This window comes from Sphingomonas faeni, assembly GCF_023195535.1.
In the GTDB taxonomy this organism is placed as follows: Bacteria; Pseudomonadota; Alphaproteobacteria; order Sphingomonadales; family Sphingomonadaceae; genus Sphingomonas; species Sphingomonas faeni_B.
Genome location: NZ_JALPNF010000001.1, coordinates 828,082 through 846,379, shown reverse-complemented (window position 1 = coordinate 846,379; position 18,298 = coordinate 828,082). Strand labels below are relative to the sequence as shown.

General features: G+C 67.4%; 20 protein-coding genes and 1 other RNA gene. 14 read left to right on the top strand and 7 right to left on the bottom strand.

Features of this window, described 5'->3' with window-relative positions; genetic code table 11:
• Nucleotides 1-2 precede the first annotated feature (2 nt).
• The 6 genes from SPHN_RS03480 to SPHN_RS03455 all read left to right on the top strand — a co-directional run bounded on the left by SPHN_RS03480 (nucleotide 3) and on the right by SPHN_RS03455 (nucleotide 7,647).
• Nucleotides 3-1,073, top strand: a complete 1,071-nt coding sequence (locus tag SPHN_RS03480) for an ExeA family protein (protein ID WP_248521128.1) — start codon at nucleotides 3-5, stop codon at nucleotides 1,071-1,073.
• Nucleotides 1,074-1,137: 64 nt separating this feature from the next.
• Entirely contained in the window at nucleotides 1,138-1,965 is an 828-nt protein-coding gene (locus SPHN_RS03475; RefSeq protein WP_248521126.1) for an XrtA system polysaccharide deacetylase, read from the top strand.
• Nucleotides 1,962-3,002: a FemAB family XrtA/PEP-CTERM system-associated protein gene (locus tag SPHN_RS03470; protein WP_248521124.1), complete on the top strand. Its 1,041-nt coding sequence runs from the start codon at nucleotides 1,962-1,964 to the stop codon at nucleotides 3,000-3,002. Before SPHN_RS03475 ends, SPHN_RS03470 begins: the two co-directional genes overlap by 4 nt.
• Complete coding sequence (locus SPHN_RS03465; RefSeq protein ID WP_248521116.1) at nucleotides 2,999-4,273, top strand: glycosyltransferase; 1,275 nt, start codon at nucleotides 2,999-3,001, stop codon at nucleotides 4,271-4,273. The genes SPHN_RS03470 and SPHN_RS03465 overlap by 4 nt, the downstream gene beginning before the upstream one ends.
• Nucleotides 4,270-5,760, top strand: a complete 1,491-nt coding sequence (gene xrtA / locus SPHN_RS03460) for an exosortase A (RefSeq protein ID WP_248521114.1) — start codon at nucleotides 4,270-4,272, stop codon at nucleotides 5,758-5,760. Before SPHN_RS03465 ends, xrtA begins: the two co-directional genes overlap by 4 nt.
• Nucleotides 5,761-7,647 (top strand): XrtA/PEP-CTERM system amidotransferase, encoded by a 1,887-nt coding sequence (locus SPHN_RS03455; RefSeq protein ID WP_248521112.1) that lies wholly within the window; start codon nucleotides 5,761-5,763, stop codon nucleotides 7,645-7,647. It abuts the gene before it with no gap.
• A gap of 3 nt (nucleotides 7,648-7,650) precedes the next feature.
• On the opposite strand, the gene SPHN_RS03450 is transcribed toward SPHN_RS03455, so the two are convergent.
• From SPHN_RS03450 to SPHN_RS03430, 5 genes are all read right to left on the bottom strand, one after another.
• A complete protein-coding gene (locus SPHN_RS03450; RefSeq protein ID WP_248521110.1) occupies nucleotides 7,651-7,845 on the bottom strand; it encodes a hypothetical protein in 195 nt (64 codons plus the stop codon).
• A 67-nt stretch (nucleotides 7,846-7,912) separates the two neighbouring features.
• On the bottom strand, nucleotides 7,913-8,917 hold the full coding sequence (locus SPHN_RS03445) for an alpha/beta hydrolase (RefSeq protein ID WP_248521108.1): 1,005 nt from the start codon (nucleotides 8,915-8,917) through the stop codon (nucleotides 7,913-7,915).
• 78 nt (nucleotides 8,918-8,995) lie between these two features.
• Nucleotides 8,996-9,421 (bottom strand): MAPEG family protein, encoded by a 426-nt coding sequence (locus SPHN_RS03440; protein WP_248521106.1) that lies wholly within the window; start codon nucleotides 9,419-9,421, stop codon nucleotides 8,996-8,998.
• A gap of 206 nt (nucleotides 9,422-9,627) precedes the next feature.
• Nucleotides 9,628-10,689, bottom strand: a complete 1,062-nt coding sequence (locus SPHN_RS03435) for a 1,9-bis(guanidino)-5-aza-nonane synthase (protein WP_056048328.1) — start codon at nucleotides 10,687-10,689, stop codon at nucleotides 9,628-9,630.
• Between the two features lie 136 nt (nucleotides 10,690-10,825).
• Nucleotides 10,826-12,061 carry a type III PLP-dependent enzyme gene (locus tag SPHN_RS03430; protein WP_248521104.1) on the bottom strand — a complete coding sequence of 412 codons (1,236 nt, stop codon included), beginning with the start codon at nucleotides 12,059-12,061 and terminating at the stop codon, nucleotides 10,826-10,828.
• Nucleotides 12,062-12,198: 137 nt separating this feature from the next.
• Here SPHN_RS03430 and SPHN_RS03425 point away from each other — a divergent pair, with 137 nt between their 5' ends.
• Complete coding sequence (locus SPHN_RS03425; RefSeq protein WP_248521103.1) at nucleotides 12,199-13,161, top strand: threonine ammonia-lyase; 963 nt, start codon at nucleotides 12,199-12,201, stop codon at nucleotides 13,159-13,161.
• Here SPHN_RS03425 and SPHN_RS03420 read toward each other — a convergent pair whose 3' ends face one another.
• Nucleotides 13,162-13,743, bottom strand: coding sequence for a hypothetical protein (locus SPHN_RS03420; protein ID WP_248521102.1), 582 nt, complete (start codon nucleotides 13,741-13,743; stop codon nucleotides 13,162-13,164).
• A gap of 99 nt (nucleotides 13,744-13,842) precedes the next feature.
• Here SPHN_RS03420 and SPHN_RS03415 point away from each other — a divergent pair, with 99 nt between their 5' ends.
• Complete coding sequence (locus SPHN_RS03415) at nucleotides 13,843-14,022, top strand: hypothetical protein (protein WP_248521101.1); 180 nt, start codon at nucleotides 13,843-13,845, stop codon at nucleotides 14,020-14,022.
• A 152-nt stretch (nucleotides 14,023-14,174) separates the two neighbouring features.
• Here the strand turns inward: SPHN_RS03415 and SPHN_RS03410 are convergent, their stop codons facing one another.
• A complete protein-coding gene (locus tag SPHN_RS03410) occupies nucleotides 14,175-14,831 on the bottom strand; it encodes an alpha/beta hydrolase (RefSeq protein ID WP_248521100.1) in 657 nt (218 codons plus the stop codon).
• A gap of 81 nt (nucleotides 14,832-14,912) precedes the next feature.
• Here SPHN_RS03410 and SPHN_RS03405 point away from each other — a divergent pair, with 81 nt between their 5' ends.
• The 6 genes from SPHN_RS03405 to ffs all read left to right on the top strand — a co-directional run bounded on the left by SPHN_RS03405 (nucleotide 14,913) and on the right by ffs (nucleotide 18,224).
• Entirely contained in the window at nucleotides 14,913-15,932 is a 1,020-nt protein-coding gene (locus tag SPHN_RS03405; protein WP_282580378.1) for a cysteine desulfurase family protein, read from the top strand.
• Nucleotides 15,929-17,014, top strand: a complete 1,086-nt coding sequence (locus SPHN_RS03400; RefSeq protein WP_248521099.1) for a cysteine desulfurase family protein — start codon at nucleotides 15,929-15,931, stop codon at nucleotides 17,012-17,014. The genes SPHN_RS03405 and SPHN_RS03400 overlap by 4 nt, the downstream gene beginning before the upstream one ends.
• Nucleotides 17,011-17,316 (top strand): 2Fe-2S iron-sulfur cluster-binding protein, encoded by a 306-nt coding sequence (locus SPHN_RS03395; protein WP_248521098.1) that lies wholly within the window; start codon nucleotides 17,011-17,013, stop codon nucleotides 17,314-17,316. The genes SPHN_RS03400 and SPHN_RS03395 overlap by 4 nt, the downstream gene beginning before the upstream one ends.
• 109 nt (nucleotides 17,317-17,425) lie before the next feature.
• Nucleotides 17,426-17,740 (top strand): hypothetical protein, encoded by a 315-nt coding sequence (locus SPHN_RS03390; protein WP_248521097.1) that lies wholly within the window; start codon nucleotides 17,426-17,428, stop codon nucleotides 17,738-17,740.
• Between the two features lie 94 nt (nucleotides 17,741-17,834).
• On the top strand, nucleotides 17,835-18,074 hold the full coding sequence (locus tag SPHN_RS03385) for a hypothetical protein (protein WP_248521096.1): 240 nt from the start codon (nucleotides 17,835-17,837) through the stop codon (nucleotides 18,072-18,074).
• Between the two features lie 56 nt (nucleotides 18,075-18,130).
• An RNA gene (gene ffs / locus SPHN_RS03380) (signal recognition particle sRNA small type) lies at nucleotides 18,131-18,224 on the top strand.
• Nucleotides 18,225-18,298: the final 74 nt, after the last annotated feature.

Below are 18,298 nucleotides of genomic sequence, written 5' to 3'. Positions count from 1 at the left end.
AGATGTACGACGAACATTACGGACTGACGGGTCGGCCTTTCCAGCTCACCCCGGATCCCAAATTCTGGTTCGAGACCGCCACGCACCGCAAGGCGATGGCGTATCTCGGCTATGGCCTGGCGCAGGGTGAGGGCTTCATCGTCATCACCGGCGATATCGGCGCGGGCAAGACGACGCTCGTCGGTCACCTGATGGACACGATCGATCACCAGCGTCTGAACGCCATCAAGCTCGTCTCGACCGCGATCGAGGCGGACGACCTGTTGCGGATCGTCGCGACCGAATTGCACGTCGATCCGGCGGGGCTGACCAAGGCCGAACTGCTGACCGCGATCGAGCGCGGGCTCCACGCGGTGGCGCGGACCGGCAAGCGCACGCTGCTGATCGTCGACGAGGCGCAGGCGCTGCCGGTGTCCGCGCTCGAAGAACTGCGGATGCTGTCGAACTTCCAGGCAGGTGGCCATGCGCTGTTGCAGATCGTCCTGCTCGGCCAGCCCGAATTCCGCGATCGCCTGCACGGCCTGGATCGGCTCGAACAGCTTCGCCAGCGCGTGATCGCGATCCACCATCTCGATCCGATGGAGGAGCATGAGGTCTCCGACTATCTCGCCCACCGCCTGACCGTGGTCGGGTGGACCGGCAACCCGGATTTCGCGGACGATGCGTTCGCGGCCTTCTTCGCCGCCTCGGCGGGCGTGCCGCGCCGTCTGAACCTTCTCGCCGGGCGCGTGATGCTCCACGCCGCCATCGAGGATCTGCGGGTGATCGACGCCGCCGTCGTGCGGTCGGTGCAACGCGACCTGGAGGGCGACCTGCCGACGCTTGCCACGGATACGGGGAAGGGTGCCGCTGCCTCGGTCGAGACACTCGCCCAGCCTGTACCGGTCGCCGATACGCCGCGTACCGATCCGGCGACCGAAGCGCGCATTGCCGCGCTGGAGGCACGCGTGGAGTTGCAGGACGAGGCGTTGCGCCGGGTGCTGACGCTGCTGGTCGACTGGGTCGAGAGCGAGGACGCCAAACCCGAATACGCCCCGATCCGCGGCGTCTCCGCCTGGCACGACGCCGCCTGAAATGGCTGTTCTCAATGGCCCCGTTCTCAATGGCCCCGTTCTCAATGGCCCTGTTCTCAATGGCATGTCGGTCGATGTTGAGGACTGGTTCCAGGTCGGCGCGTTCGAGAAGGTCATCGACAAGGCCGACTGGGACTCGCTTCAGCCGCGCGTCGAGGCGAATACCGATGCGGTCCTCGCGCTGTTCGCCGAGCGCGAGACGAAGGCGACGTTCTTCACGCTCGGCTGGGTCGCGCATCGCTATCCCGCGCTGATCCGGCGGATCGTCGAGGCCGGTCACGAGATCGCGAGCCATGGCTGGGACCACCAGCGCGTCTTCACGATGACGCCGGAAGTTTTCCGCGCCGACCTCGTCCGTGCGCGAACCGCGATCGAGGGAGCGGCGGGGACCAAGGTCACGGGCTACCGTGCGCCGAGCTTCTCGATCGACCAGCGGACTCCCTGGGCGCACGTCGAACTGGCCGAGGCTGGCTACACCTATTCCTCCAGCGTCGCGCCGGTGAAGCACGATCATTACGGCTGGCTCGACGCGCCGCGCTACGGGTTCAAGCCGCTCGCCGACAGCGCGCTGATCGAGGTGCCGGTGACGGTCGCCAAGTTCGGAGAGCGCAAGCTCGCCACCGGCGGCGGGTTCTTCCGCCTGCTGCCCGCGGCGATCACCGATTTCGCGGTGCTTCAGGTCAATCGTGAGGATCGCCCGGCGATGTTCTATTTCCACCCGTGGGAGATCGATCCGGCGCAGCCACGGGTCGACGCGGCGCCGGTGCGATCGAAGATCCGTCATTACTCGCGGCTCGGCGCGATGGCGGGCAAGTTGCGCGGGTTGCTCGCCCGTCACGAATGGGGCCGCGTCGATGCGGTCGTCGCGCGCGAAGCGGCACGGCTGGCGTGACCGCGCCGATGCCCGTCGGCGTGCGCGAAGCGGACCTTCGCGATCCGGCCGAGTGCGCGCGGATCGCGGCGTTCGTCGCGACGACCGAAGGCGCCACACCCTTTCACTTGCCCGAATGGAGCCGTGCCGTGCAGGACGGCTGCGGCCAGCGCGCGCGCTATCTGGTTTCCGAAGACGCCGGCGGGGCGATCATCGGCGGGCTGCCGCTGACCGAGATGCGCTCGCCGCTGTTCGGGCGCGCGCTGGTGTCGACCGGGTTCGGCGTCGATGGCGGGATTCTAGGGGCGTCGATCGAGCCACTGGCGGCGGGGGCCTGGAACCTTGCGCTGCGGACCGGCTGCCCGTCGGTCGAACTGCGCGGCGGCCCCGCACCGAAGGGTTGGGCGAGCGACGATACCAGCTATCTCGGCTTCGCGCGCGATCTGGCGGTGGACGACGAAGCCGAACTACTCGCGATCCCGCGCAAGCAGCGCGCCGAGGTCCGCCGTTCGCTCGGTTTCGATCTCGAGATCGTTACCGGTAACGACCGGACGCTGCTCGCCGAGCATTACCGGGTCTATGCAGAGTCGGTCCGCAACCTCGGCACGCCGGTGTTTCCGGCCAAGCTTTTCCGGAGCGTTGTTAGCGTGATGGACGCGGATGTTCTCACCGTGCGGCATCAGGGCAGGGCGATCGCCAGCGTGCTGAGCCTGTACTTCGACGGCACCGTCTACCCCTATTGGGGAGGAGGCACCGACGCGGCGCGCGGGCTTCGCGCCAACGACCGGATGTATTTCGCGCTGATGGCGCATGCGCGGGCGAGGGGGTGCACGCGGTTCGATTTCGGGCGCTCGAAGACCGGCACTGGCGCGGCGGCGTTCAAGAAGAATTGGGGGTTCACGCCCGAACCGCGTTTGTATGCCAAGCGCAGCGACGGGCCGGCGCGCGAGGTCAACCCGCTGAACCGCAAATACGCGCTGATGGTGAAGACGTGGAAGCGCCTCCCGCTATGGGCCGCGACCGCCGCCGGACCGTGGATTTCCCGAGGGCTGGGGTGAGCCTGCTCTTCCTGGCGCACCGCGTGCCCTTTCCGCCCGACCGCGGCGACAAGATCCGCAGCTTTCATATCCTCCAGTATCTGGCGAAGCGTACGCCGGTCCATCTGGTTGCGTTTGCCGATGACGCGGCGGACTTCGATCCGCCCGCGGTGTTCACGGAGATGCTGGCGAGCTGCACGATCCTGTCGCGTCGCAAGTCGCAGAAGCGCGCTGCGATCGAAGCGCTGGCTGTCGGCAAGCCGGTTTCGCTGACCGCATTCGCCAGCCCGGCGATGCAGGCCGCGGTCGATCGTATCCTGCCGCAGGTCGGCGGTATCTACTGTTTCTCGGGGCAGATGGCGCAGTATCTGCCGGGCGACGCGCCGCCGGTCGTGATGGATTTCGTCGATGTCGATTCCGCCAAGTTCGCGGGGTTTGCGGAAGACGCCCGCGGTCCGATGCGCTGGATGATGCGCCGCGAAGCGCGGTTGCTGGGAGCTTTCGAGCGAGCGATCGCGGCGCGGGTCTCGGCGAGCCTGTTCGTCAGCGAGGCCGAGGCTGCGCTTTTTCGGGAAGGTGGCGCGCGCGGCCGCGTGATGGCTGTCGAGAACGGGATAGACTCCGCGAAGTTCGACCCTGCGGCTGCCACTAGGCCCTTATCTTCCCCCCTCCCTGAAAGGGAGGGGCCGGGGGTGGGTCGGTTTCCGCAGGCGCAAGCGGTTGTGACCCAAGCCGGCCGACCCACCCCCAACCCCTCCCTTCCAGGGAAGGGCGAAGGAGCGCTCATCGTCTTCACCGGCCAGATGGACTATCGGCCCAACATCGACGCGGTAACCTGGTTCGCGCGCGATATCCTCCCGCTGGTCCGCCAACGCCACCCCGCGCGCTTCGCGATCGTCGGCCGTGCACCGACGCCCGCGGTGCAGGCCCTCGCCGGCGACCATGTCACCGTCACCGGCGCGGTCGACGACGTCCGTGGCTGGCTCGCCGCCGCGGACGTGTGCGTCGCGCCGCTGAAACTCGCGCGCGGGATCCAGAACAAGGTGCTCGAGGCGATGGCGATGGCGCGTCCCGTCGTCGCCTCCGCCGCCGCCGCCGAAGGGATCGACCACGCCGACACCGTACGCGTCGCAGAGACCGCGCAGGACTTCGCCGATCAGGTGATCGCGCTGCTCGACGCGCCGGACACCGCGGCCACGCTCGGCGTCGCGGCCCGGGCGCAGGTCATCCGCCGCTACGGCTGGGACGCGCGCCTCGCCTCGCTCGACGCGCTGCTCGGCCTGACCGCATGACCGCGTGGCGCCGACACGGCATCGCGCTGGCGGTCGCGTTCGTCCTGATCCTGCTGGTGTTCCGCAGCGACGTCCGTGATCTCGTGCAGATCTGGTGGAACAGCACGACCTTCGGGCATTGCCTGTTCATCGGTCCGGTCGTCGCGTGGCTGATCTGGCAGCGCCGTGCGGACCTCGCCCAACTCACCCCGACCGGCTGGTGGCCGGGCCTCGCCCTCGTGGCGATCGGTGGGTTCGGCTGGCTGTTGGGCGACGCCGGCTCGGTCGGTTTCGCGCGCCAGCTTGGGCTGGTCATGATGCTGCAGGGCGCGGTTGTCACGATCCTCGGCCCCAATGTCGCGCGCGGGCTGCTATTCCCGCTCGCCTACGCGTTCTTCCTCGTGCCGTTCGGCGAGGGCCTCGAACCACCCTTGCAGACCATCACGGTCGCGATCGTCATGCCGCTGCTCCACCTGGTCGGCGTACCCGCGGTCGTCGACGGCGTGCTGATCCACGCCGGCCGCTATTATTTCGAGGTCGCGGAAGCGTGTTCGGGCGCCAAATTCGTCATCGCGATGGTCGCCTTCGGGGTGCTGGTCGCCAATCTCTGCTTCCTGTCGTGGAGGCGCCGCGCGATCTTCCTCGTCATCTCGGTGGTCGTGCCGGTCATCGCCAACGGGTTCCGTGCGTTCGGGACGATCTGGGCGGCGGACCTGACCTCGATCGAGGCGGCCACCGGGTTCGACCATATCGTCTATGGCTGGGTATTCTTTGCGCTCGTCATGGCCGCGGTGCTGGCGATCGGCTGGCGCTGGTTCGACCGGGCCCCCGACGATCCTGCGTTCGATCCGGCGAGGCTACAGGCTATACCCCGCAACCGCACCGATCTGCTGATCGCCACCGCGCTCGTCCTCGCGACGGTCGCGGTCTTCCCGAGCTGGAGCGCCGCCATCGCCGGTCGCGCGCAGCCGCTGCCCGCGCATATCGACCTGCCCGACATCCCCGGCTGGCACCGCGTTCCGGTCAGCACGCGCGCGCCCTGGACGCCCTATCATCCCGGCGCGGACCATTACCTGTTCGGCCGCTATGCCGACGCCTCGGGCGCGACCGTCGACATGAGCATCGCGGTGTTCGGCAACCAGCATGAGGGCAAGGAGCTGATCGCGTTCGGCACCGGCGTCCTGCGGCAAGAGGATCGCTGGGTCCGGGTCGCCGATCTGCCCGATATCGTGGACGGCGCGGGGGCAGGTGGTTCGGCGATGCGGATCACCGCGCCGGGGCCCGTAGAGCGGATCGTCGCGACGTGGTACCGGGCCGGCGACACGACCACGCAGGACGAGACGCTGGTGAAGATCGAGACGATGAAGGCGCGGCTGCTCGGCGGTCCGCAACGCGCGGTGGCGATCCACCTTTCGGTCGAGGGCGCCGATCCGCGTCCGATCGCGCGCTTCCTCGCCGCATTGGGGCCGATCGCTACGGTTGCCGATCGCGCCGCGGGGATGCGCTAGATGTGCGGCATCGCCGGGATCTTTCACCCGGGTACGCCCAAGCCGGTCGATCCCAACCGCGTCCATGCGATGATCGCCGCGCTGGCGCATCGCGGGCCCGATGGCGACGGCATCTGGACCGCGCCGGGCGTGGGGCTCGGCCATCGTCGGCTGTCGATCATCGACCTCGAAGGCTCGCCGCAGCCGATGTCCGATGGCTCGCTGACGATCACCTATAATGGCGAGGTCTATAACTTCGCCGAACTGCGCGACGAGCTGATCGCCAAGGGTGCGATCTTCCGCACCGCCGGCGACACCGAAGTCCTGCTCCACGCCTGGCGCGCCTGGGGGCCGTCGATGCTCGACCGGCTGAACGGCATGTTCGCGTTCGGGATCCACGATTCCGCCGCGCACACGCTGTTCCTCGCGCGCGACCGGATGGGGGTGAAGCCGCTTTTCTACGTCGAACTCGCCGACGGCTCGCTCGCCTTCGCCTCCGAACTGAAGGGCCTGCTCGCGCACCCGCAGTTACGGCGCGTGCCCGATCTCAGCGCCGTCGAAGATTACCTGGCGCTCGGCTATGTCCCCGACGATGGCTGCATCGTCGCGGGCGTGAAGAAGCTGGCGGCGGGGCATTTCCTGCTGGTCGAGCGGGGGCGCCCGGTGCCAAGCCCTCGCAAATGGTGGGACATCGATTTCTCCAGTCGCGCGACCGGGTCGGCCAAGGCGCTCGGCGAGGAACTGGTCGACCGGATGCGCGCAGGCGTGCGCTCGCGAATGGTCGCCGACGTGCCGCTCGGGGCGTTCCTGTCGGGCGGCGTCGACAGCTCGGCGGTCGTCGCGCTGATGGCCGAAGCAAGCCCCAAGGCGGTGCGTACCTGCACGATCGGCTTCGATGAGGCGGGGCATGACGAGCGCAGCTTCGCCACCATTGTCGCGCGGCGCTTCGCCACCGATCACCGCGAGCGCGTGGTCCAGTCGGGCGACGTCTCGCTGATCGACACGCTGGTCGCGAGCTTCGACGAACCTTTCGCCGACGCCTCTGCTCTCGCGACGTATCAGGTCTGCGCGCTGGCTCGCGAGAGCGTCACCGTGGCGCTGTCGGGCGACGGTGCGGACGAGGCGCTCGCCGGCTATCGTCGCTACAAGTTCCAGTCCGTCGAGGAGCGTGTCCGCGGCCTGCTCCCGGCGCATCTGCGCGCGGACGTGTTCGGCACGCTCGGCCGCTTTTATCCCAAGGCCGATTGGGCGCCGCGGCCGCTGCGCGCGAAATCGACGCTGCTCGCGCTCGCGCAAGATGGGGGCGAGGCGTATGCGCGGTCGGTCGGCGTCACCACGCCCGAGCTGCGCGCGCACCTCTTCACCCCCGGTGCTCGTGCCACGCTCGGCGGGTATCGTGCCGAGGACCGCTATGTCGCGACGATGGCGAACGCGCCGGCGCGCGACGCGATCGACCGCGCGCAATATGCCGACATCAAGCATTGGCTGCCCGGCGACATCCTCACCAAGGTCGATCGCACCAGCATGGCGGTTGGGCTCGAAGCGCGCGAACCGCTGCTCGACCACCGTCTGATCGAGTTCTGCGCGACGCTGCCCGCGAACATGCGGCTGCGCCACGGCGAAGGCAAATGGCTGATGAAGAAGGCGATGGAGCCGTATCTGCCGCGTGAGATCCTCTATCGCCAGAAGATGGGCTTCGTGACGCCGATCAGCGCGTGGTTCCGCGAAGCGCTGGCGGGGGAAGCGATCGCGCTCGCCAAATCGCGTACGCTCGGCGAGACCGGGTGGTTCGACATGGCGACGATCGCGCGGATCGCCGACGAACACCGCATGGGCCGGGTCGAGCACGGCCGGACCTTGTGGCAGTTCGTGATGCTCGAACGCTCGATGAAGCGGGTGTTCGGCTGAGCGTTAGCGCAGCGGGAAGGGGACGGCTCCGGGGTTGGCGCGTGCGAGCAGCGCCTCCAGCGCGGCATCGTCGAGCCGCCCCGCCGTCCGCAGCGCCGCCTCGGGGGTCATCGCGATCACCGTGCCGTCGGGGCCGTCGATGATGACCTCGCCGCACTCCTGAAAGACGTCTCGCGGCTGACTGTGCGGTTGGGTCATCGTGGCTCTCCCAATATCCTATGATAACGCTCGATTGCGTCACTGGCTCCTTCGCCCCGCCCCGACACTAATTCGAGACCAGCTCGCCCATCCAGCGATCGAACACCTGCGGCCAGAGCGACCCGGGCGATCGCGGCGACAGGCGAGTCCCGAAGCCGTGGCCGCCATGCTGTAGAAAATGCGCTTCGGCCGGAATGCCCGCGCGGCGCGCTGCGGCGAGGGTGTCGATGCTGTTGGCGACGGGGACGGTGGTGTCGTCTTCGGCGTGCACCAGAAAGAGCGGCGGATCGCCCGCCTTCAACTGCCGGTCGATCGCGTACCGCGCCTGAACCGCGGGCAGCGGGTCGGGGCCGAGCAGGTTGGCGCGCGATCCGCCATGGCTTCGGCCCGGATCCATGTTGGACACCGCGTACATGAGCCCCGCCCAGGCCGGGCGTGCCGAGTGGCGGTCGGCGGCGTCGACCGGGCGATAGGTCTTGAAGTCGTGCAGCACCGTCAGCGAGCCGGCGAGATGCCCCCCGGCGGAAAAGCCGAGTACGCCGAGCTTCTCCGCCCTGATCCCGTAGGCGCGGGCATTGGCACGGATCAGCCGCATCGCGCGCTGCGCGTCGGCGAGAGGCACGTCGGCTCGGTCTGCCCAGCCTTCGCCCGGCAGGCGGTAGCTGAGCACGAACGCGGTGATCCCGAACGCATTCAGCACGCGCGCGACGTCGATGCCTTCGTTGCGCAGCGACGTGATCGAATAGCCGCCGCCGGGGACGATCAGCACCGCCCGACCGTCGGGCCGCGCCGGGCGGAACACGCCGACTTCGGGGCGCACCACGCCGCGCATCTGGAAGTCACGATAGCCGTCGGGATAGCGCGGCATGGTCGGACGGGGGACCGGTAGTGGGTTCGGCGCCCCCTGGGGGATATTGGGCCACAAAGCGAACCGCTCGGCGGGCGGCCAGATCGGCAGGTCCGTCGTGCGCGGCTGGCCGGCGGTGACCTGCGCACCGGTCCGCGCGAAGGCGGGGAGCGCCAAGCCGGCGGCAAGCGGTAGGCTGAGGAGCGAGCGACGGTCGAAGGTCATCGGGCGATACTAGACGATCCGCGCGTGCTCGGGGAGGGGAGCGCGACACGATCGATCATTATTCCGCGGGAATAGCCGTCAGAATACCGCGAGCGCGGCGTGCAGGGTGAGTGCCACGAGCGTCACGCTCGACAGCATGAAGACCACGAACCGGTAGCGGACGCGGTTGCTGGTCGCCTGGATCAGACTGTGGACGATTCGCAGACCGACATACGCCCACGCGATCCAGGCGTTGATCCCGTTGCCCGTGCCGCTCAGCGCCAGCACGGTGCAGACCGCGTAGAACAGCGTCGGCTGCTCCATCAGATGGTTGTAGTTATGGACCTTCCACTGCGCCTGGGGCGGCAGCGAGCGGTCGGCATCGGAGGCCTTGGTGCCGACGAGCGTGCTCATGTCGACGCCTGCCGCCTTCATCGCCGGCAGCCGCGTGGCGAGCATCCAGCCCAGCATGACGAGCGTCCACGCGATCAGCACGACCATCGGTCGCAGGATGTCGCTATGCATGAAAAAGCCTCCCCCGGTTATCCGGGAGGCTGCATCAATTGTCGGGTTAGGGCAACGTAGATCGAATTTCACTCAATCCTCCCCCGCCAGGGGGGAGATGTCGCGAAGCGACGGAGGGGGAGGCGGCAATAACGTCGGTTCCGCGTCCTCCCCCTCCGTCAGGCAAGCGCCTGCCACCTCCCCCTGGCGGGGGAGGATCGTAAGGTTCAGGCCTTGTCGAAGCTGGCGCCCCACTTGCGGACCGGGCGGTCCTTCCAGAGCCCACGATGATACGCGTCCGACGCCAGCAGCGGCATCACCGAACCGGCTTCCGCGAACACCATCTGCTCGATGCCCGTGTTCACCTTGCCCCACGAAGCCGCTTCCTGCAGCGTCGACGACGAGCACGCACCGTCGCGGACGTCGGCAACCGTGATCTGCACCGCGTACTTGTGCACCTGGACGTCGTCATGGCCGAGGATCTCGGCGCAGACGACGGTGTCCTGGATGAAGTTCTTCGGCACGCCGCCACCGATCATCAGCAAGCCCGTGGTACCCGCCTTGATCTTGATCTCGGTGAGCTCGCGGAAGTCGGCGATCGCGTCGAGGACCATGTACGGCTTGCCGGCCTTCACCGCGTCGACCTGGTGCTTGACCAGCCCGAAGCCCGCCGAAGAATCGACGAACGCCGGGCAGAAGATCGGTACGTCATGCTCATAGGCGAGCTTGACGAGGCTGTTCTCCTTCTTGCCGTGCTCGACGAGATACTTGCCCATCTCGCGGATGAACTCACGGCTGGAATAGGCGCGCGGCTCTAGCGTCTCGGCGATCTCGAAGATCGTGTGATCGACGTGCTGGAGCTCTTCCTCGTCGATATAGGTGTCGTAGATCCGGTCGATCATCAGCGAGCGCAGCACGTCGTCGTGCGGCACTTCGAGCGCCTGATAATGCTTGTGGCCGAGGCCCTCGAAGAAATCCATGTCGACGATCGTCGCGCCGGTCGCGACGATGCCGTCGATCATGTTGTTGCGCAGCAGCTCGGCGTACAGATCCATGCAACCGCCGGCGCTCGTCGAGCCCGCGATCACGAGGAAGATCGTGCAGTCCTTGTCGGCCAGCATCTGGTTGTAGATGTCGGTCGCACGGCCGAGATCGCGGCTGGTGAACGACATCTTCTTCATCGCATCGACGATCGGCCGCGCGTCGAAGCTGGTGATGTCGATATGCTCGACGGTGGTGGAAAGGAGTTCCGCCTTGCGCTGCGCGTCGATGCGGGTGTCTTCGGTCATGTCTAATCCCTAGCAAACAGCAAATTGCAAACAGCCGTCACCCCAGCGAAAGCTGGGGTCTCCTGGAGGCGCACGATGCGACCGCCCCATGAAGACCCTAGCGTGCGCTGGGGTGACGAACGATAGTGGTTGGTAGTTACAGCTTGACGACGTTCGACGCGAGGTCCTGGAAGCGCTCGTCATACAACGAGACCATCGGCTCGTCGGTGACGATCACCGTCTCGTCCGATCCGAACCCGTTGAACGCGGTCCGCATCGCCGAGCCGTACGCGCCGAGCATGCCGATCTCGATATAATCGCCGGCCTGCGTGTCCGCGGGCAGCATGAACGGGCCGACCATATAGTCCATGTCGTCGCACGTCGGACCGTAGAAGCTGAACTCCATGTCCTTCGCACGACTGTCCGGTTCGCGGAGCAGTTCGGTCGGGAAACGCCAGCCGATATGCGCCGCATCGAACAGCGCGCCATACGCACCGTCGTTGATGTACAGCTCGGTCCCGCGACGCTTTTCGACACGCACGATGATCGACGAATATTCCGCGCACAATGCCCGGCCCGGCTCGCACCAAAGCTCGGACGAATAGCTGACGGGCAGCGATTCGAACGCACGGTGGATCGTCTCGAAGAAATGCTCGAGCGGCGGGGGCTCCATGCCGGGATAGGACGACGGGAAGCCGCCGCCGACGTCGATGACGTCGACCGTGACCGCCGCTTCGACGATCGCCGCACGGACGCGCTCCATTGCGTTGGAATACGCCTCCGGGGTCATCGCCTGCGAACCGACATGGAAGCAGATGCCGAGCGCGTCCGCTGCCTGGCGGGCTGCGAACAGCAGCTCCTTGGCTTCATGCGGGGCCGCGCCGAACTTCGACGCCAGCGACAGCTTCGAATGCTCCGACGACACGCGCAACCGCACGCAGAGCGTCAGGTCGGTGGCTTCGCGGGTGGCGCGAACGACCTTGTCGAGCTCTTCCAGGCTATCAAGGCTGAAGGTGCGGACGCCGTGCGTGAAATACGCCTCTGCGATTGCTTCCTCGGCTTTCACGGGGTGCATGAAGCACAGCGTAGCCTCGGGAAGCGTCCGTGCGACCAGGCGCACTTCGGCGATCGACGCCACGTCGTAATGCGTGATGCCGTTGTCCCACAGGATCTGCAGGAGTTCGGGAGACGGGTTCGCCTTCACCGCATACATCGAACGACCCGGGAACTTCTCGACGAAGAACCGAGCGGCGCGCGCAGCAGCGTGCGGACGAACGAGCGTTACCGGGTTGACCGGGCGCCCTTTAGCGATGTCGATGCCGCTCCCGATGCAGGAGATGTCGGCGGTCGAATGGGCTTTCGCTAACCCCAGCGCGATATGATGCTTGACCAATTCAAGGGACCTCCAATGTCCTGAGACAAATTACGAAAACACTGCCTTGCGGTTGGAAGTCCCATGGGGCAGCGGAAGGGCGATCTACGGTCGCTTGCCCCCCATGTAAATAGGGTTGGCCGCATAGGAGCCAGTGTGTGACGATTTTGCGACAGCCAACGTGGGCGGGGGTGCGGGACGCCGCGGAAAAGATCGCGCGGATACTTCCGCCGACCCCGCTGTTTGTGAGCGAAATCAAGGGTGTACCGGTCGCGTTCAAGGCTGAATCGTTGCAACCAATCGGCGCGTTCAAGATTCGCGGCGCGTGGCATCGGCTCACCGCATTGGACGACGCCGCGCGAAAAAAAGGCGTCGTCGCGTTTTCGTCGGGCAATCACGCGCAGGGCGTGGCCTGGGCGGCGAAGCGGCTCGGGATGGCGGCGACGATCGTGATGCCGTCGGACGCGCCGCGACTGAAACGCGAATCGACCTTGGCGCTCGGCGCGGAGGTGGTGACCTACGACCGTGCGACCGAAAGTCGCGAGGCGATCGCCGGGCGCCTTGCCGAGGCAAGCGGTGCGACGCTGGTGCCGAGCTTCGACGATCCGTGGATCATCGAGGGGCAGGGGAGCGCGGGAATCGAAGCGGCCGCACAGATGGCGGTGCTGGGATTAGGAGCGCCGACTCGCGTGATCGTGCCGTGCGGCGGTGGCGGTCTCTCGGCCGGCATCGCGCTGGCGTTGAAGGACAGCGCGATCACCGTCGTCGAGCCCGAAGGCTGGGACGACATGCGCCGTTCGCTGGAGGCATCGTGGATCGAACCGGTCGGTCCCAACCCGCCGCCGACCGCCTGCGATTCGCTCCAGACCTTGCGAGTGTCCTCGCTGACGTTCGACGTCCTCTCCCGCCGCGACGCGATCGGGGTCGCGGTCAGCGAACCGGAGATCGCCGCGGCGCAACGCTGGGCGGCGGAGAAACTCCGACTGGTGATCGAACCGGGCGGCGCGGTCGGGCTGGCGGCGGCGCTGGCTGGCAAGGTGGCGCTCGAACCCGGGCTGCTGGTCATCCTGTCCGGCGGGAACGTCGACCTCGCCGCCTATGCAAAGGCGATGGCGGGCTGATTACTCTGGCGGCAGGGTCTTCACCGCCGGCTTCGCGCACGCATAGGCCTGCTGGTAGCTCCGGTTCCAGCACGCGACGAAGCCGTCGAGAATGTTGAGGTTCATCGGCCAAGCATAGGCGCGCGGCTTGCCGTCCGCCCCCACCGGGGCATAGCCGGCCGGACGGGGGAGCGCAGCGAGCTTGGCGCGGGCGGTGTCTAGACCGGCGAGGTCGCGGCGCAGGAACGCGATGCTGCCGTCGACATAGAGGTTCCAGCCGAACCCGGCATCCTGCTCCACCGGTTTGCGCGCGGCTTCAAACAGCGCCACCGCGCGCGCGGTCTGTCCGGCGTTCGCGCGCAACTGGCCTTCATGCCATTGCAACAGCCCGGCAGTGCGCGGGTTGGCGGGATGACCCGCGCGCCATTCGGCGATCAGGTCGGCGGCCTGCGCATCGCAGCCGGCATTGGCGAGCGTGCGCCAGCCGCCCGTCATGGTCTGATCGAACGCGCGTTCGTCGAGTGCCATCATTGCGGGCTTGTCGTATTGGCAGTTGGACGGTGGCGGTGTCTGCGCGGCGATCATCGCGAGAAAGGCCAGCATAATACCTCCGAGCCTCCGATCGAGGTTGCCAAGCTATTGCCCTGCGGCACGCGAAGTCAACGCGCTTCAATCCCCGGCCAGGGTGGCGTATCGGACGGCATGAACGCCGCCCTCACCAGCATCGCCGCCGCAGCTCCCGCCATCGCCATGCTGGCAATGTTCGCCTGCCTGATCGGTGGGATCGTGCTGATCGTGAAGAAGCAGGACACGAAAAAGGGCGTGCTGATGCTGATCATGGCCGCGGTGTTGCTGGCCAACGTAGCGATCTGGACGCTCTGACTTAAGTCCCTCTCCACTTTGGGGGGAGAGGGAGGGGCCCGCCGTTCTTGCGGTGGGAGGGTGAGGGGAGTTGACACGCGCCAGCCTATCCCAACTCCCCCTCATCCGACGCTGGCGCGCCACCTTCTCCCCGAGGGGAGAAGGGAGGTTCTTCACCGGATCGGCGAGTTCGGGTCGAGGCGCATGTCGAGATACTTGTCCACGCTTCCCATCAGGTCCGGCATCTCGTGCTCGAAGAAGTGGTTCGCCTTCGGGATCGTGTCGTGATGGATCGTGATGTGCTTCTGCGTCCGCAGCTTGTCCACCAGCTTCTGCGTAGCACCTGGCGTCGCGACCTCATCGGCCTCGCCCTGGATGATGATCCCGCTCGACGGACAAGGCGCAAGGAACGTGAAGTCGTACAGGTTCGCCGGCGGCGCGACCGAGATGAACCCGCGGATCTCGGGCCGGCGCATCAGCAGCTGCATGCCGATCCACGCACCGAAGCTCACGCCCGCGATCCAGGTCGTCTGCGCCTCGGGATGGAAGCTCTGCACCCAGTCGAGCGCGCTCGCCGCATCCGACAGCTCGCCAACGCCATTGTCGAACACGCCCTGGCTTTTCCCCACACCGCGGAAATTGAACCGCAGCGTCGCGAACCCGCGCCGCTGGAACGTCTTGTAGAGCTGCTGGACGATCGCGTTGTTCATCGTGCCACCGGCCGACGGATGCGGGTGCAGGATCATCGCGACCGGCGCACGCGGACGCGGAGCCGGCGCAAAACGACCTTCGAGACGGCCTTCGGGACCGGGGAAAATGACTTCTGGCATGGGCACTCGCGAGCTGGGATACGCACTCGGGTGGAGTGCCTGATTATGCGCGCTATATAGCGTTCGAGCCCCTTTTCGCAATTGGAACCGGTCCTGTCCCGCATCTACCTCGATCACGCCGCCACCACGCCGATGCGCCCCGAGGCGATGGCGGCGGTGACGGAAGGCATGGCGCGCTGGGCGAACCCGTCCTCGCCGCATGCCGAGGGCCGCGGGGCGCGGGCTGCGCTGGAGCATGCGCGGACGCGTATCGCCAAGGCGCTGGACTGGCCGCACCACGTGATCCTGACGAGCGGCGCCAGCGAGTCCGCGGCGCTCGCGTTGCGGGGGCGGCCGGGCATCGGCGTAGCGGCGGTGGAGCATGACGCTATTCTCAGAGCCGCGGAACAGCCGGTCATGGTCGACGTCGATGCGGGCGGCATCGTGATGAACCGGGAGGGCTCAGGGTCGATCGCGCTCCAGTCCGCCAACAGCGAAACCGGCGTTCTGCAAGGCTCCGCCACCGGCTTCCGCATCGCCGACTGCGCGCAGACCGCCGGCAAGCTCCCGCTCCCCGACGCTGACCTTCTCATCGTCTCCGCGCACAAGCTCGGCGGCCCCCCCGGCATAGGCGCGCTGCTGGTCCGCGACCTCGGCCTGCTCGACCCGACCGGCGGACAGGAACGCGGCTATCGCGGCGGCACCGAGAACCTCCCCGGCGCACTCGGTTTCGCCGCGGCGCTGGAGGCTCCGCGAGACTGGTTCGCCGACATGGCCGATCTCCGCGCCACCCTCGACGCCGCGATCCTCGCAGGCGGCGGCGAGATAGTCGCGCACCACGCCCTGCGCATCCCCACGATAGCCTCCTACCGCATGCCCGGCGTAAGCTCCGCCGCGCAGTTGATCCGCCTCGACATGGCCAGGTTCGCCGTCTCCGCGGGCAGCGCGTGTTCGTCGGGCAGCATGCGCCCGAGCCACGTCCTCGCGGCAATGGGCTACACGCCCGAAGCCGCGGCCGAGGTCGTCCGCGTCAGCTTCGGCTGGACCACCACGCCCGACGATGTCGCGAAGTTCGCCGAAGCCTGGACGCGCATCGTCACCAACGTCAGGCGCGCCGCATGACGTACCTCGACTATCAGGCGACGACCCCGCTCGCACCCGAAGCGCTTGCCGCAATGCTCCCCTGGCTCGAATCGCAGCACGCCAACCCGCACTCTCCCCATCGCGAAGGCCGCCGTGCGAAAGTCGCCGTTGAAGTCGCACGCGATCAGGTCGCCGCGTCGCTGCCCTCCGGCGGCCGCGTCGCGTTCACCAGCGGTGCGACCGAGGCGCTCAACTGGGCGATCAAGGGCACGACCGGCCCGATCGTCACGCTCGCAACCGAACACGCCGCCGTCCTCGGCACGGTCGCAGCGGAGGCGGCCGGGGGGCGTCAGGTCACGATTCTCCCGGTCGGGCCCGACGGTATGGTCGATCTCGCCGTAGCCCGCGCTGCGATCCGCCCCGGCACCGGGCTCTTCGCCGCGATGCTCGTCAATAACGAGATCGGCGTCGTCCAGCCGGTTACCGCGCTCGCCGAGATCGCGCACCAAGCCGGCGCACTCATGCTTTGCGACGCGGTTCAGGGTTACGGCCGCATCCCTATCCCCGACACCGTCGACCTCGTCGCCATCTCCGCGCACAAGATCCACGGACCCAAGGGTATCGGCGCGCTTTGGATCCGCGACGGCATCGACCTCGCGCCGCTGATGCACGGCGGCGGACAGGAAGCGCCGGGACGCTCCGGCACACTATCACCCTCACTATGCGCAGGCTTCGGCGTCGCGGCGCAACTCATGGCCGACCGCAAGGATCAGGACGCCGCGCATATCGATCGGCTCTGGTCGCTAGCGGTCGACCGCCTCGGCCCCGGCTGGGCGGTCAATGGCGCCACCGACCAGCGCTATCACGGCAACCTCAGCATCCGCCGCGAAGGCCTCGACGTGAGTCGCCTGATGTCCGACCTCCGCGACATCGCCTTCTCCGCCGGGTCGGCCTGCGCCAGCGGATCGGGCCGCTCCAGCCACGTCCTCCGCGCGATCGGCCTGACCGAGACCCAGGCGCGCGCCAGCATCCGCCTCGGCTTCGGCCGCTACACTACCGGAACAGACCTCCGCGACGCGATCGACACGATTGTCGCCTCAGCCGAGGCACAATGGCCATGATCGTTCGCTTCATCGCCCGTGACGGCACCGTCCGCAGCGTCGCCGCCAACCCCGGCGACCGCCTGCTCGACACCGCACAGGCCGACAACCAGCCGCTCGAGGGTACATGCGAAGGCCAGCTGTCCTGTGCCACCTGTCACGTGATCGTCGATGCCGCCGACTTCGCCCGGCTTCCGCCCCCGACCGAAGACGAGGAGGATATGCTCGACCTCGCGCACAACGCGACGCGGACCAGCCGGCTCGCCTGCCAGATCCGCCTGACCGACGCGCTGGACGGATTGACCGTACGGATTCCGGGGTAGGTCAGCGAAACTTACAGGAAGACAACGGCCGGTTCAGGGAACGTCCACGGCGAGAGGCGGATTATCCCTTCATCGCCCCAATGTACGGGGCATGAGAGGAGTACCGAACATGAAGATCATCGCAATGTTCGCCGCTGGCGCCCTTGCCGCCGGAACCCTGATATCGCCGACCCCGGCCGATGCGCAGCGTCACGGCTGGGATGGCCCGCGCGGCGGCCCCGGCTGGCATGGGCCACGTGGCGGCCATCGTGGCTGGCACGGCGACCGGCGCTGGAACGGGCCTCGCCACGCCTATCGCGGATATAGCGGCGGTTATCGTGGTGGCTACGGCTATCGTGGACCGCGCGGCTATGGCCGATCGCGCGTCGTTTGCCGGATTCAGCGTGGCTATTACGGCCCGGTTCGTCGCTGTTTCCGACGCTAAATTCCGACGTCGATACGGAACCGTAACGATGTTCTTTAGTTGGGTAACATAGGTTGCAGGACTCAACAGAGTTCAGACCCAGTAGGAGATTATCATGAAATTGTTCACCCTCGCTGCCGCCGGTCTCGTCGCACTCACCGGGCTCGCGCCGGTCGGCATCGCTGCCGAAGCCTCGGCGCAGCGCACCGTCGTCCATGAGCGCACCGTCGTGCGCCACAACGGCAACCGCCCCGGCTATCGTCGCCCCGTCGTCCGCACGCGCCAAGTGTGCCGCAACGTCTATCGCAACCATCATCGCCAGCGCGTCTGTCGCACGGTCCGCGTTCGCCGCTGATCCTAATGCGACAAGCTAAGGCTTGATCATCCCGCCCGACCCCGCCATAGGCGCCGCGGGAGTCGGGCGGACGTGGTCGTCGCCAACTTGGTCAGATCCGGAAGGAAGCAGCCACAACGACTAAGCCACGGGTCGTCCCGGCTCCCACCGCGAACGTTTGCAAGCAAACGTAAGCGCGGCCAGCGGTGCAAAGCACCGTCTGACGATGCGGCTTAGCCGCAACG